Raw genomic sequence first — 13,168 nt, 5'->3', positions numbered from 1 at the left:
ACACAAATTTACAGCCTCCATTCTCAGCAAAGACGGTGTAAAATGGACATTATCGCGGGGGAATCCGGACAGATATCAACGCTTGGGCAATGTCCGGATACAACGAACCGAGGCCCCCTCGGGTTTTTCCATTCCATCCTGGCAATGCAATGCTCTGCCTCCGGCACCAAAATTGAAATTCCATGCCGTCACGGCATCTATTTCCGTAGATGTCCAATAGAATCCATGGGCATTCAACCGGGCATATTTCCTTCCCGTCAACTCGCGGTTGCCGCCCAATGTGGCGTTGAAACCCGATCCCCCTCCCGTTTGCAGTGCCTTAAAAGCAGTTTTACCCCCGTCCTTCGACTTGTTACTGGCTCCTCCATAATGATCGGACAAAACCTCCCAATCCTTGCGCGACGGCAGATGCCACCCATTGCCCAGCATCTCACAGGCTCGCGCTGCCGAGGCATAGGTATATAGACGTCCGTACATCTTGCACTTGGCCGGATCATCCGCAAAGCACCAGGAACTATCTACCCGAACATTCAAATCCTGCGTCATCCATTGGTTTCCGTCCGGCATAATCTTGACGGAATAGGTATTTCCATCAAGATCGGATATTGTTTCAGGCGTCTGGCACTTGGCCACGTCGGCCATCAATTGAATGCAGACATTCAGTAGCAGCAAAGTCAACAGTCTGTTTTGCATGGCATGACACGCTTCTATGTTCCCCTAATTTAAACAAATGTCAGGATCAAGCCCATCCGTAAGGCTCAGTCTACCGCAGGTATAAATATTTTAGTCAGCAATAGATAATAGTTTAATTTAAAGCACATTATTAATCAACCTTCAAAACTATGGCTGGCGCACTGCTCATTTCTTTGTTCATTCTGACCTGGTACTGTGTGAAGGCATGCAGGGAAAATCCCAAACGCCCGGATTGGAACAAGGCGATCGTTACGGCCCTTTTCTGGCCACTATCGTTGCTCATGAGGCGCTATCGCTAAATTTCCTCAAAGTAGCTTTTCCATATAGATGGCATCGGCATGCGGATTGACATAATAAGCCGGTATCACCTCAAACCCAAACGACTCGTATAACCGGAGCGCGCCTGTCATGCTGGGGAGCGTATCGAGTCTGAGTTTTTCGTATCCCAAATCCTTTGCGATGGAAACGGAACGTTCCAGCAGCAACTTTCCCAATCGGTGCCCGCGAAACTCGGGCCGGACGTACATCCGTTTCAGTTCAGCGATCCCCGCACCCTTGTTCCGCACACCCGCGCAGCCCACCGCACGCTCACCCGCATACGCAAGCACCAGTCCGCCCGACGGCGGCCCGTATTGCTGCTGCACGGTATCAAGTTCTTCGTCGAAACGCTGGAAAGCGAGGTCTATCGGTAATGATGCGGCATATTCGCGGAACAGCTTTTTCCCTTCCTCGAAATGTGCTTCATTATCTGCGATAATCAATTTAACGGCTTCGTTCATCATAAACACGTGACTGTATTTCCGGCAAAGCTCATAAAATAGGCTTAATATGAACAGATACAGATTCCGGATTATTATAGAGAACAGTCCTACCCGATCCTCGGTAACCACATACCCGCGATCGCTCCGAAAATACCGATAACCATCAGAGCTGTCATCACGAATATCAGCAGCGCAACGGCTGTTGTGATGCCGCGTTTCGCCTCTTTTTGTGCATAAAAATACAATTCGAGGATTCCCAGCGGCACCGGCAGCGCATAAACCAATACCGCAAGGGCGGTGAGGAAAGGGCCACTGAATGTACGAGGATCAAAACCCACCGGGCCACCGTTCAGTACGAGCCAGCACATCAGTCCAATCCTGAAAAACCACACGCCGCTTACAACCATAAACAGCCGCAATGCCCATTTACGGTGCAGATCGAACCGCCCCGCACGTGCGTATCGCCACGCGAGCAAGGCAAAAAGTATAATGTAGATGGTCTGAATGCTGATACTGACATGCTGCACCAGATCGCCGACAGCACCTCTCGTCCATACCATTACCAAACCGCCCGTGGCGACGATGACTGCCGTCGTAGCATATAGACGCCCCAGCCAGCGGTGAAACATGGGTGCGCTATGGCGGATTACCGGAAGTAGCTGCAACGGCCCTCCCAATACCAGCACTGCGGCCAGCAAAACATGTAGCCCTACAACGAGGTTGCCCGTCCAATCGCCCTTTACATAGCCGTGCGGCAATACCTGGTTCCATTTTTCCAGGTCGCCCAAGGCGGTACTTTTGCCATAAAAAGCGATGATGTAGCCTCCGAATGCCCATTGGCCGATCGTGGTGGTGATCAACCACGTCGTGGCAGCGAGATTGAGCAGCTTTTCCGCCCGGTATTTAACTTGAATGGAAGGAGTGGAAATTTGTTCGGTCATGATGTCGGAGATTTAAGTTCGGTCAAACTTAAAGCCGGTCATCTCCTGCGTCGTTAGACAAATGTCCAATGCGGATAAGCGGTTCTATTTCTGTGTGGGAGTATCGGACGAGCTATCGCTGCGCAGCCGGCTCAGGTGCCGCTGGGTAATGCCGAGGTAAGAAGCAATGTATTTAAGAGGCACATGCCGGATAATATGGGGGTTCGTCCTGACAAACTTCGCATAGCGCGCCTCTGCCGTCAGATTAGCCATGTCGCTAATCCGTTCCTTGTCCTTTTGCAAATGTTCCTGCAAAATGCGGATCGTATAGTCCTTCTGGGTAAAACTGCGTTCCGCAGTGGCATCGACATCATCCCGGCTGATCCGCAGCAGTTCACAATCCGTAATGCAATGCAGGTTCTCGTTCGAAACCGTCCGGTTCATGAAATGGAAGTAGGATGTAAAAAACCGCGGGCCGTCGTTTAAATCCGTAGTGATCTCATTGCCATCCTCATCCGAACGAAAATTCCGCATAAATCCGGACACAATAAAATTATGATAAGCAGGCACTTCACCTGCTTTCTCTATGATGGTATCCCTCGGCACGAACACCGGTTTAAACGACAGGCGTATCGACTGTTGATCGGCATCCGGCAAAGTAATCACGCCGGAGATGTATTCAAAAAGGGTTGTGTAGTAATGCTCCATGGTCAGTTGAATCTTGGAATTGCTACGTCAACTTCCATTTTTTCAGCTCCCTATCAAAATCACTTTCGAAATTTCTATCCTGCTCCACGCGAAATTTCTCGAATTGCTCTTCCGCGAGCCGAATGGCCACTTCATGACTGACCTTACCCGCGTCTTTCAGGATTTCGTACTCATTAAACTGCAAAAAAGCGTCCAGCTTACCCGCCCAGTCAGCCATTTTCATCGGGATTTGCCTGGCCGCCTGATTTTCCGCATAATCCAGGTACATCGAAACAATACGTTCCAATTCCTTTATCTCTTTTTCTATAAGATAGTTTTTCGCTATCCCTATATCCGCTCTTTGAATCTTACCATGAGGTGCATTTTTGAAAGTTTGCAAACCCATATTGGGCTTTCCTGCGTTTGCCCGTTCAGCGATAATAGCCGCGGCTGTTTTTCCGGAAATGGCGAAATGCAGCTTATTCTGAACGATCTTGAAGAATTTTTGAGTATCCGGCGAATCCTTCACATAGTCGATACTGCATTGTTCGAAAATATCGGTGATTTTAAGATAGAAGCGCCGCTCGCTTGCCCTGATTTCACGGATCCGGTCGAGCAATTCGTCGAAGTAGTCTTTCCCGAATCTTTTCCCTTGCTTCAGACGTTCATCATCGAGCACAAAACCTTTGATAATAAACTCTTTTAAAGTCCTGGTTGCCCAGATACGAAACTGCGTCGCCTGAAAGCTGTTGACACGGTAACCTACTGCAATGGCGGCATCCAAATTGTAGAAATCGACTTCACGCGCCACATCCCGGTTGCCTTCCTTTTGAACTATTCGAATTTTTCGAATAGTTGCCTGCTCTTCCAGTTCTCCGGATTTGTAGATTTCCTTTAAATGATAGTTGATGGTATTTACCTCCACCCCAAACAGCTCCGCCAACCGCTTCTGGTTCAGCCAGAATGTCTCATCATTAAAAATAACCTCGACCTTAACATTCCCGGCGGGTGAATTGTAAAACAGGATGTCCGCTTGCAGATTTTCCATAGAAAGCGTGCGTGAATAGTGTTGTTGAAGGATGATTAATTACTGATGGGCCGAATGTAAAATCTTTTTCCAAATTAAACCCATTCCGATGACCCACCGGCTGACGCCCGAATCACCAATTTTTTTCAAAAAAATTACACATTCTGCTGCTATTTGCGTATCCTATATTTGAAATACAATCGTTTATGGAAAAAAGGTATAGTTGAGTGCATATCGGCCATTTCAAACACCTGGAAACTCATGCTGCAAAGAATACCTCGACCGCTGTTTCCCCAATACATCTCCCTCGCAATGTTCTCCGTTGCCGCAACCTGGGGTACTCTTGTGACCGGGCACCCGGTTTCCGATAGCCTGGATATCCGGGCTGCTTTTTTTCAAACCACCCGGATCGCCGGCAAAATCACCGACGAATCCTCACGACCGGTTGTCAACGCTGCGATCCTGATCGCCGGATCGGAGCGCGCCACTGTTACCAATCTGACAGGTAGCTTCGAAATCGCCGATGCGCCGTTGAATGGTACGCTCATTATTCAACATCCCGACTACGAGCCACGGCAAATCCCGATTGTCAAATCGACAACGGAATATCTCATTGCACTGAAAACACGACCCCAGGTATTGGCCATGCGCATGAAGGGCCCGGCAAAACCGACAAAGAAAGAGGTAGAGACAAACCAGGGAAATGAAACGGGCTCGTCCCTCAGGCTCGACCGCTGGCCGTATTTCAAAGGATTGACGAAATTTCTTGCCAATAATCTGAAATACCCCCAGGAAGCGCTGCAATCGGGCGTGCAAGGGCCTGTACAGGTTTCGTTCCTGATCGATGAAGACGGCAACGTCAGCAGCGGACGGATCCTCAAAAGTCCCGGCATTGAACTGGACGACGAAGCGCTGCGGCTCATACGCATCATGCCCAAATGGACGCCCGCCCAAAAGGATGGCAAGCCCATTGCTGTTTGGTACACGATCAGCATTCAATTCGACCCTGAACTCGACAAGTTGCCGCTGAAAGTCAAGGAGGAAGTGCCCAGGCTTTTCAGCAGGAAAATAAAGCTGGAACCCTGGAAGGCGCCTTTCCTGATCAAAGATGAGTTCGAAAAGCTATTTCGAAACCGCAGAGTGAACCTGTCGGCCCACGAACCGCCGCAAACGAAACTGTCGGTGTACGGCTATGGCGTAAACCCTGCTCCCCTGTACGTTCCCCGCGCCAGTTTCAAGGTACTCCCTTGAAAAAATCAGTCACATATTATATTACCTATAAATAACCTTCATATATTTATAAAAACAGTTTCCTGCTTGTAAAATACGATTGTTCAACCTAACCGGAGTTTGAATGAAAACTTTTACAATCATCCTACTCATGTCGGCTGCAGCGGCCTTTCCCGCGCACGGACAGCAACAGGCCGATGCGGCCCCGAACCAGCAAAAAATCATCCCGCAACGCTCGCGCGTATCCGTACGCGTTCTCGACAAATATACCCTGCGCCCCATAGAGGCAACGATTATGGTGGTAGGACAACGTCCGGAGGACCTTGTTGTCCCGCTTTACGAGGATGGCGCCTATCAATTTAAGATGTCCGCAAAGGACATGGGTGTTATTTCGATCCATGCCAACGGTTACGAAACTCACTCCGAAGTCATAGCGGCCCGCACACTTCGCCCAACGAAGATTTTTTATTTAACACCGATAGAGAACAGCGATTCCTGCAAATCTGCGCCCGTAGTCTTGTCAGAACTAGATTTGAAAGAGGAAATCGAAACTGTTTTGCTTTTTACCCAAAGCGAGCCGGCGATGTTACCGGAGAGCAACCAGGAACTGGAAATCCTGGCCGACTACCTTGTCAGAAACCCTGTGCCGCGGATTGAGCTTTCAGGGCACACCGATGACGTGGGCGATCCGCGGAAAAACCTCCTGCTTTCCTATGACCGCGTCGACGAGGTCAAAAAGTTCCTGCTATCGAAGCGTATCGAGACGGGCCGCATTCGCGGAAGAGCCTTTGGCAGCGGACTGCCCGTCGCGCCGAATGATTGCGAAGCCAACCGCAGGCTCAACCGTCGCGTCGAAATACGCATTGTTCCGTAGAATTTTCCTTTTCAAATTAACTTCCCAAAAAATCCACTGAAAGGTGGAGAAATGCGCACTTTTGTGGTGCATATTTGTTGTTTAGGGCAAAAGAATCCCCAAACAGCGAAATTTACCAGTATTAGAATCGTATATGAAACAAGTAAAAGCCTCCATTTCAGGCATCGAAGGATATGTACCCGACTATATTCTCACAAATGCCGAATTGGAGACACTCGTTGATACCAGCGACGAATGGATTGTGAGCAGGACCGGCATTAAAGAACGCCGCATCCTGAAAGAACCCGGACTCGGAAGCTCGCACATGGGAGCCCGCGCCGTGAAGGGCCTCCTCGAAAAAACCAACACCGATCCCGCTGAAATAGACCTCCTCATTTGCGCCACCATTACCCCTGATTTCGTTTTCCCAAGTACCGCCAACCTTATCTGCGACCAGCTGGGTATCCGTAACATCGGTAGTTTCGATGTGAATGCCGCCTGCTCGGGCTTCGTTTACGGCCTCGAACTCGGTGCGCAATTCATTGAAACCGGCAAATATAAAAAGGTAGTGGTAGTGGGTACCGACAAAATGTCGGCTGTAATGGACTACACCGACCGCCGCACCTGTATTCTGTTCGGTGACGGCGCCGGAGCGGTGCTGCTCGAACCAAACTCCGAAGGTTACGGCGTGATCGACACACTGATCCGGGCCGATGGCGTGGGTTACAACAACCTGCTGCAACGCGGAGGCGGAAGCAGGTTCCCTGCCACCCACGAAACAGTGGATGCCCGCATGCATTACCTGCACCAGGATGGCCAGCAGGTTTTCAAATCGGCTGTCCGGAATATGGCCGACGTTTCAGCGGAAATGATGGAAAGAAACCATCTCACCCACGACGACGTGGCGTGGCTGGTGCCGCACCAGGCCAACCGCCGGATTATCGAAGCCACGGCCAACCGCATGGGCGTAGGAATGGACAAAGTGATGATGAATATCGCCCACTACGGAAATACCACGGCCGCTACCATCCCGCTTTGCCTGTGGGACTACGAAAAGCAGCTCAAAAAGGGCGACAACCTGATTTTCTCCGCATTCGGCGCCGGTTTCACGTGGGCTTCCGCCTATGTAAAATGGGCCTATTAAGAAAATAGCCGTCAGGATTGGTGATGTTCATCAATCCTGACGGCGAATTATCTGCATAAATTAAAAATCCCTACGCCGAAAGCGCCATTCTTCCCAATATCTCGTGCGTTTCACGGATGCGCCTGCGGGCGATGGGAATCACCTTGCCGCAACTCAGGTGAATATAATCGGGCCAGCGGGATGCGATATGGCGGGCGTTGATGCTGTATGATTTGTGAATACGCAAGAAATCGCTGCTGAGCTCATCCTGTACTTCTTTCAGACACTTCGAAACCAGATGCTTTTCATGCCGGGTGTATACAAACGTGTAATTACCAACACCTTCCAGGCAAGTAATATCGCTGGATTTAACGGAGATCGCTTTCCCAAACTTGTAAACAGTAATCGTTGGGACGTTCTTGATTTCAACGCTAGCGCCCGACGGAACGCCGCCCGACGGAACAGATTGGTTTTGCATGGGTGAAAGGACGGCTTGATTTTTCATGGATTGATCGGATGATTGGTTATTTACTTTCATGGCTAAAATTTTGATAGACTTTTATAGCAAACGGATGTTTCGTCTGGCTGCGATACAAAAGTGGTATAAGAAGAGCCCGCAGAAAACACCGACCCGGTTGAATTGTAACATTTACCTCATGAATACGCTAAATCGGCGGGTAAACTGAAACAGCCATTTACTCAATTGACAGTGCCTTTTACTTGTTTAAATCAGATTAGACAATGTTTTGCGACGATTTGGGCTATAAATACGACGGTTAATCCCGCCCCATTTCCGATTGGTTTGTACCCGCTCTATTTTTGCATGAAATGAAAATGCGTGCGCATGCTCCCTGAAAGCTATATGACAAAAATCGGTCGAAGGCCCGTCGGAGTTACCTCCTCGGTGCTGGTATTGACCGGGGCGGCTTTACTGGCCGGCCTTGGGCTCTGGCAAGAGCGCTACTTTTCAGATTCGCGCCTGCTTTTGGCCGGCAGCATTATCAACATCGTTGTTATAGGGGTGGCCTACCGGATCAATATGGCACTTTCACCAAGAGTGACCACTCTGTTTCCGGATACAGACCAGTCCATTTACCGCGTCGCCTTGTGGTTCGCCGTTTATGGCGTGGTGAACGTGGCGCTTTTCTGGGTCGCATTGCCGGCATACCATCAAATCGGGCTTTCCGGGCCAGGTTTCGACCTCTTCTGGGCGCTGCGTGTGAGCTTTTTTATCCTGAGCGGGTCGCTTATCGGGGCTGGGCTGACCGAGCTCGCCTATGCATTCAGGCAGTGGCGGACCAATCAGAACGAAGTGGAACAAATGCAGGAAAAACAGCTGCAAACCGAGCTGGAAGCCGTAAAACAGCAGGTCAACCCTCATTTCCTTTTTAACTGCCTTAATTCGCTCTCGGTATTGATCACCGACGCGCCGGGTACTGCGGAAAAATTCGTGGATGAAATGTCGAAAGTGTATCGCTATCAACTGAGCGCTAACGGCCCCGACAAAGAGGATATTCTGGTGACGCTCGATTCTGAGCTGCGTTTTATCAAATCCTACATTTACCTTCTCGAAGCGCGGTTCGAAAACGGGATCAGCATTGTGCTTGACTTGAACGAAGTGTTTTTCAACGGGCAAATGGTACCGCTCACGTTTCAGATTTTGATCGATCACGCTATTCATTACAATATGGTGTCCTCAGCCCGTCCGCTGCACATCAGCATTGCCACCACCAAAACCGGCCAGCTGGAATTTCGGCATAACCGCCAGCCCAAAATGCTCACGATCCCACCCGATACGCCGGGGATCCACGTGCTGATCAACCGGTACAAGTTCCTGTTCAACCGCGCCGGGGCAGTTCAATTGAAAGAAGACCACCACGAGTTTGCGATCATCCTGCCCCTGATATTCACATGACCCCGACCCTCATTTCCAACAGAATCGGCCGGCAGATATGGCTGAGCCTATTCGGCAGGTGGATTTTCGCATTGCTGGTACCCTGGTTTGTGCCGACGATCAGCTATCTGCTCATCGGCGAACCCTACCTTGCCAGTCTGTACAACTTCGCAGGCGGCACGCTGATGATCTTTCTGATGACAATTCTCGCATTCGTTCCGCACGACTGGGCAGCGCGATACGTTGCCCGAAAATACCCGTCGTTCGATTCGTCGGTCAAACGGAGCGCGCTCACGGCTGTTGCATTCTGGATACTGACGTTTGTTTTTGTTACTTCCTACATGGTTTTTATCATGCATTTCAGGCCGTTCCAAGCGCAGCTGGATGCGCGGATGATGGTCAATGTCTACATTTTCGAGTTCGTGGCGGTGCTTCTGCTGACGGGCCTTTACGAAATCAATTACTCATTAAACAAATGGAAGACCTTGCAAATCAATAAGGAAGCGCTCCGGCGCGCGGGTATGCAGGGACAGTTGCAGAGCCTGAAAAGCCAGGTTAACCCGCACTTTTTGTTCAACAGCCTCAATACGCTATCCGCGCTGATCGCCGACGAACCCCGGCGGGCAGAGCAGTTTGTGGATGAAATGGCCAAAGTTTACCGCTACTTGCTTCAAACCAATCAAAATGAACTGACGACACTTTCGGCCGAAATACGGTTTATCAGCTCCTATTACCACTTGCTCCGCACCCGGTACGATATCGGTTTCGACCTCGTGATCGAAGTCGATGATGAGGATTTGGATAAAAAAATACCGCCGCTGACCTTGCAACTGCTGCTGGAAAACGCCGTCAAACACAATAGTATCCTGGAAACCAATCCGCTGCGGGTGTCGATTCGCTCGATGGGCGACGACCTGCTCGAAATCAGCAACAACCGACTGATCAAATCAACGCCGGTAAAGTCCACGCGCCTTGGGCTGGCCAACATTATGGCGAAATACGAACTGCTTTCCGAGCGTACGCCTGTTATCGACGACGGTGCGGAGTTCTTCAAAGTTACCCTCCCGTTGATCACGCTGAAAACCACAAATGCATGAATATTTTAATAGTTGAGGATGAAAAACTGGCCGTGCGCAAGTTGACCAAGTTACTGGAAGAAACCGCTCCAGAGTTCGAAGTGCGCGGCATTACGCCCAGTATCGCTGCAACCGTCGAATGGATTACTGAAAACCGGGCGAGCGGCCAGCCGGAGCCGGACATTATTTTTATGGATATCGAGCTTGCCGACGGGCAGAGTTTCGAGATATTCAACCGTGCCGAAATCCGGAGCACAGTCATTTTCACCACTTCCTACGATGAATATGCGTTGCAGGCATTCAAAGTGAACAGTATCGATTATTTGCTGAAACCCGTGCAGCAGGAAGATCTCCAACGTGCGGTCCGCAAGTTTTACGACCTTGTCGCTCCCGGTAAAGCTACTCCCGCAGCCTCGTCGCAGCTCAACCTGGAAGCTATTTTAAAGAGCCTGCATTTGCAATCTCCGGTACCTGAGTACCGTAAGCGGTTTCTGGTCAAACAAGGCGCACGCCTGCTGTCGATCGAAACGTCGGAAATTGCCTACTTCTACATTGACAATGGCCTGACATTTTTCAAAAACCACCTGGGGCAGAAGTTTGTAGTGGATTATAAAATGGATGAGCTCGACGAATTCCTCGATCCCAACCACTTTTTCCGCGTCAACCGCGCGTTGATCGTCACGCACCAGGCGGTGGCCCAAATGCAGGCATACTACAACCACCGGTTGGCGCTTACGCTGTACCCGGCACTCGACAAGGAAACGATCGTAAGCCGCGAACGCGCTCACGACTTCAAGGTCTGGATGGGAAAATAATGGGACTTAGAATGACAGTACCGCGTACTGCCCGGCGAGTTCGGGATAATGCAAGATGATCACCTCCTGCAACTGCGCTCTCGCGCGGGCGTATTGCGAGCGCACGGTCGCCTCGTTGATTTCCAGCATGGTAGCAATCTCCTTATGGCTGTAACCGTCGACGGCGTACATCAGGAAGACTGTTTTGTAGATGGGTTTCAATTCGTGAATGAGCTTCATGATTTCACTTGCCGTGATTTCGGAAACCGCGTCGTCCGCAACGCCCGGCTCGGGGATCTCGTCGAACGCCGTCCGGGTGGCATAGTGCTTTTTATTCCTTCTGAAATAGCTGATCGCATTGTTGACCATCACCGTCCGTAACCACGCCTTGAAAGGCTGCTCCGGATCATACCGTTCCAGATTATTGAAAACCTTGAAAAAGCCCTCGTTCAGCACTTCCTCTGCTTCTTCCGACGAATAGGTATACCGAAGGCAAATGCTTTTGGCATAACCGAAATACTTTTTAAACAAAATATGCTGAGCCTGACTGTTCCCCGCAATGCACGCCGCGATAACCGAGCGGAAGTCGTTCGGATCGAAAATGATTTTATTCAGGAATTTGAGCATAGTTTCTTACTTTTCAATGGATCATTCAACGGGTCTACCTGTCGCTTCGGGAACTGCGCGTCTGCGAACTGCGCGTCACGGACTGCGCGTCACGGATTGCGCGTCACGGATTGCGCGTCGCGGACTGCGCGTCGGCGGACTGCGCGTCGGCGGACTGCGCGTCGGCGGACTCCCCAATACAAAGAGAATTAATGTAACCCGTGAATAAAAACCGCCTGGACGGAGAGCCCGAAAGTGTAGCTGAATGGGCTCTTTTACCCGATAAACCGGCTGGGGAAAAAGGCATTCCGGCAGGTATACCGGCCTGTCGCCAAAGAGCGGCCCTTTAACCGGCAAAAACCACGATACGTCGAAACACCGTTGAGGCATTATTAAATACAGTGGTTTGCCTGCTATTTTTACGTCAATGACCAGAGAAAACACAAAAGGCGGCGTAGTGGTTGCCATGCATTTGCTTGCATGGGCTTTGTTCGGCTTTGTACTCGTATTTAATCAGCCGCTATCGTGGGGGGTGAGCCTACCTGCGGTATTTTGGGTAAAACAATTCCTGAATTTTGCCCTGCTGGTAGCGCTGTTCTACTTCAACTCCTATTACCTTGTCCCGAATTACCTGCTAAAAAACAGGATCTTCGTATTCATCCTATGTGTGATCGCGTTGGCCATATTCATGTTGGCCGCCAGCAAAATAGCCGATCAACAACTCGAAATTCGCAAGCATATGGAGCACGTTATGCCCCGCCCGAAGCACCGCGGCGGCCCTCCCAAGCCCCGGCATATCATCGACGCCATCCTGCTGATGACGACACTTCTGGTGATCGGTGTCAGTACCAGCATGGCCGTGATCCAGCGCTGGCAGGCAGATGCACGCCTGCGCGACGCGGTGGAGAAGCAGAACATTACCTCCGAGCTTGCATTGTTGAAGGCGCAAATCAACCCGCATTTCTTCTTCAATACACTCAATAATATATACGCGCTGTCGTACACCAACGTCGAAGAATCGCGCGAGGCCACGCTTACGCTCTCGCGCATGATGCGCTACCTGCTCTACGAAACGCAGCAGGACGTGGCCCCGCTCAGCCGTGAGTTCGCCTTTATCGACGACTATATCGAATTGATGAAACTGCGCGTGCAGAGCAGCAGCAACGTGCAATACTCCCGCGATGAGCCTGTGCCCGACTACCCCATTGCGCCGATGCTGTTGCTGCCCTTCATTGAGAATGCATTCAAGCATGGGATCAATGCTTCGCAGGAATCCGAAATCAGGATCCATGCCGGACTATCAAACGGCGCGTTGACGCTTCATGTAGAAAACCACATTTTTCCTGTGCAAAATGTAGCGGGAGCGGAAAGCGGCGGCATCGGCCTTAGCAATACGCGCCGCCGCCTCGACCTTTTGTATCCCGAAAAGCACCATCTGGAAATCCATACCGACGAACGCGCGAACACCTATACTGTAGACCTGACCATCAACCTGACGTAACCA

Annotated in this window: 15 protein-coding genes; 8 read left to right on the top strand and 7 right to left on the bottom strand. The window is 50.5% G+C overall.

Annotation, left to right across the window (positions count from 1 at the left end):
* Nucleotides 1–75: 75 nt before the first annotated feature.
* A complete protein-coding gene (locus tag AC2YIT_RS19620) occupies nucleotides 76–693 on the bottom strand; it encodes an FISUMP domain-containing protein (protein WP_487280272.1) in 618 nt (205 codons plus the stop codon).
* Nucleotides 694–842: 149 nt separating this feature from the next.
* Between AC2YIT_RS19620 and AC2YIT_RS19615 the strand changes: the two genes are divergently transcribed.
* Complete coding sequence (locus AC2YIT_RS19615; RefSeq protein ID WP_430849653.1) at nucleotides 843–992, top strand: hypothetical protein; 150 nt, start codon at nucleotides 843–845, stop codon at nucleotides 990–992.
* Nucleotides 993–998: 6 nt separating this feature from the next.
* Here AC2YIT_RS19615 and AC2YIT_RS19610 read toward each other — a convergent pair whose 3' ends face one another.
* The 4 genes from AC2YIT_RS19610 to AC2YIT_RS19595 form a co-directional block, all read right to left on the bottom strand.
* The gene (locus AC2YIT_RS19610; RefSeq protein ID WP_487280271.1) at nucleotides 999–1,475 is read right to left on the bottom strand and encodes a GNAT family N-acetyltransferase; all 477 of its coding nucleotides are present in this window, start codon (nucleotides 1,473–1,475) and stop codon (nucleotides 999–1,001) included.
* Between the two features lie 86 nt (nucleotides 1,476–1,561).
* Nucleotides 1,562–2,395 (bottom strand): DUF2306 domain-containing protein, encoded by an 834-nt coding sequence (locus AC2YIT_RS19605; RefSeq protein ID WP_487280270.1) that lies wholly within the window; start codon nucleotides 2,393–2,395, stop codon nucleotides 1,562–1,564.
* An 84-nt stretch (nucleotides 2,396–2,479) separates the two neighbouring features.
* Entirely contained in the window at nucleotides 2,480–3,082 is a 603-nt protein-coding gene (locus AC2YIT_RS19600) for a Crp/Fnr family transcriptional regulator (protein ID WP_487280269.1), read from the bottom strand.
* 22 nt (nucleotides 3,083–3,104) lie between these two features.
* Complete coding sequence (locus tag AC2YIT_RS19595) at nucleotides 3,105–4,109, bottom strand: virulence RhuM family protein (protein WP_430849661.1); 1,005 nt, start codon at nucleotides 4,107–4,109, stop codon at nucleotides 3,105–3,107.
* Between the two features lie 240 nt (nucleotides 4,110–4,349).
* Here AC2YIT_RS19595 and AC2YIT_RS19590 point away from each other — a divergent pair, with 240 nt between their 5' ends.
* The 3 genes from AC2YIT_RS19590 (at nucleotide 4,350) to AC2YIT_RS19580 (ending at nucleotide 7,315) form a co-directional block, all read left to right on the top strand.
* The gene (locus AC2YIT_RS19590; RefSeq protein ID WP_430849663.1) at nucleotides 4,350–5,339 is read left to right on the top strand and encodes a TonB family protein; all 990 of its coding nucleotides are present in this window, start codon (nucleotides 4,350–4,352) and stop codon (nucleotides 5,337–5,339) included.
* A gap of 103 nt (nucleotides 5,340–5,442) precedes the next feature.
* Nucleotides 5,443–6,192 carry an OmpA family protein gene (locus tag AC2YIT_RS19585; RefSeq protein ID WP_487280268.1) on the top strand — a complete coding sequence of 250 codons (750 nt, stop codon included), beginning with the start codon at nucleotides 5,443–5,445 and terminating at the stop codon, nucleotides 6,190–6,192.
* A 133-nt stretch (nucleotides 6,193–6,325) separates the two neighbouring features.
* Entirely contained in the window at nucleotides 6,326–7,315 is a 990-nt protein-coding gene (locus tag AC2YIT_RS19580; protein ID WP_487280267.1) for a beta-ketoacyl-ACP synthase III, read from the top strand.
* Nucleotides 7,316–7,385: 70 nt separating this feature from the next.
* Here AC2YIT_RS19580 and AC2YIT_RS19575 read toward each other — a convergent pair whose 3' ends face one another.
* Entirely contained in the window at nucleotides 7,386–7,799 is a 414-nt protein-coding gene (locus tag AC2YIT_RS19575; protein WP_430849669.1) for a LytR/AlgR family response regulator transcription factor, read from the bottom strand.
* 339 nt (nucleotides 7,800–8,138) lie between these two features.
* On the opposite strand from AC2YIT_RS19575, the gene AC2YIT_RS19570 reads away from it, so the two are divergent.
* The 3 genes from AC2YIT_RS19570 to AC2YIT_RS19560 are packed head-to-tail and all read left to right on the top strand — an operon-like array spanning nucleotide 8,139 to nucleotide 11,079.
* Complete coding sequence (locus AC2YIT_RS19570; RefSeq protein WP_430849671.1) at nucleotides 8,139–9,209, top strand: sensor histidine kinase; 1,071 nt, start codon at nucleotides 8,139–8,141, stop codon at nucleotides 9,207–9,209.
* Entirely contained in the window at nucleotides 9,206–10,285 is a 1,080-nt protein-coding gene (locus AC2YIT_RS19565; RefSeq protein ID WP_487280266.1) for a sensor histidine kinase, read from the top strand. Before AC2YIT_RS19570 ends, AC2YIT_RS19565 begins: the two co-directional genes overlap by 4 nt.
* Nucleotides 10,282–11,079, top strand: coding sequence for a LytR/AlgR family response regulator transcription factor (locus AC2YIT_RS19560; RefSeq protein ID WP_487280265.1), 798 nt, complete (start codon nucleotides 10,282–10,284; stop codon nucleotides 11,077–11,079). The genes AC2YIT_RS19565 and AC2YIT_RS19560 overlap by 4 nt, the downstream gene beginning before the upstream one ends.
* A gap of 6 nt (nucleotides 11,080–11,085) precedes the next feature.
* Here AC2YIT_RS19560 and AC2YIT_RS19555 read toward each other — a convergent pair whose 3' ends face one another.
* Nucleotides 11,086–11,685 carry an RNA polymerase sigma factor gene (locus AC2YIT_RS19555; protein ID WP_487280264.1) on the bottom strand — a complete coding sequence of 200 codons (600 nt, stop codon included), beginning with the start codon at nucleotides 11,683–11,685 and terminating at the stop codon, nucleotides 11,086–11,088.
* A gap of 406 nt (nucleotides 11,686–12,091) precedes the next feature.
* Between AC2YIT_RS19555 and AC2YIT_RS19550 the strand changes: the two genes are divergently transcribed.
* Complete coding sequence (locus AC2YIT_RS19550; protein WP_487280263.1) at nucleotides 12,092–13,165, top strand: sensor histidine kinase; 1,074 nt, start codon at nucleotides 12,092–12,094, stop codon at nucleotides 13,163–13,165.
* Nucleotides 13,166–13,168: the final 3 nt, after the last annotated feature.

Source organism: Dyadobacter sp. SRI_021 (assembly GCF_057586235.1).
Note: the sequence above shows the minus strand (reverse complement) of the source record. Positions and strands in the feature narration are given on the sequence as shown.

Coding starts and splice junctions, on each gene's coding strand:
- AC2YIT_RS19620 (WP_487280272.1), bottom strand. CDS start 693: ATGCAAAACAGACTGTTGACTTTGCTGCTACTGAATGTCTGCATTCAA.
- AC2YIT_RS19615 (WP_430849653.1), top strand. CDS start 843: ATGGCTGGCGCACTGCTCATTTCTTTGTTCATTCTGACCTGGTACTGT.
- AC2YIT_RS19610 (WP_487280271.1), bottom strand. CDS start 1,475: ATGATGAACGAAGCCGTTAAATTGATTATCGCAGATAATGAAGCACAT.
- AC2YIT_RS19605 (WP_487280270.1), bottom strand. CDS start 2,395: ATGACCGAACAAATTTCCACTCCTTCCATTCAAGTTAAATACCGGGCG.
- AC2YIT_RS19600 (WP_487280269.1), bottom strand. CDS start 3,082: ATGGAGCATTACTACACAACCCTTTTTGAATACATCTCCGGCGTGATT.
- AC2YIT_RS19595 (WP_430849661.1), bottom strand. CDS start 4,109: ATGGAAAATCTGCAAGCGGACATCCTGTTTTACAATTCACCCGCCGGG.
- AC2YIT_RS19590 (WP_430849663.1), top strand. CDS start 4,350: ATGCTGCAAAGAATACCTCGACCGCTGTTTCCCCAATACATCTCCCTC.
- AC2YIT_RS19585 (WP_487280268.1), top strand. CDS start 5,443: ATGAAAACTTTTACAATCATCCTACTCATGTCGGCTGCAGCGGCCTTT.
- AC2YIT_RS19580 (WP_487280267.1), top strand. CDS start 6,326: ATGAAACAAGTAAAAGCCTCCATTTCAGGCATCGAAGGATATGTACCC.
- AC2YIT_RS19575 (WP_430849669.1), bottom strand. CDS start 7,799: ATGAAAAATCAAGCCGTCCTTTCACCCATGCAAAACCAATCTGTTCCG.
- AC2YIT_RS19570 (WP_430849671.1), top strand. CDS start 8,139: ATGCTCCCTGAAAGCTATATGACAAAAATCGGTCGAAGGCCCGTCGGA.
- AC2YIT_RS19565 (WP_487280266.1), top strand. CDS start 9,206: ATGACCCCGACCCTCATTTCCAACAGAATCGGCCGGCAGATATGGCTG.
- AC2YIT_RS19560 (WP_487280265.1), top strand. CDS start 10,282: ATGAATATTTTAATAGTTGAGGATGAAAAACTGGCCGTGCGCAAGTTG.
- AC2YIT_RS19555 (WP_487280264.1), bottom strand. CDS start 11,685: ATGCTCAAATTCCTGAATAAAATCATTTTCGATCCGAACGACTTCCGC.
- AC2YIT_RS19550 (WP_487280263.1), top strand. CDS start 12,092: ATGACCAGAGAAAACACAAAAGGCGGCGTAGTGGTTGCCATGCATTTG.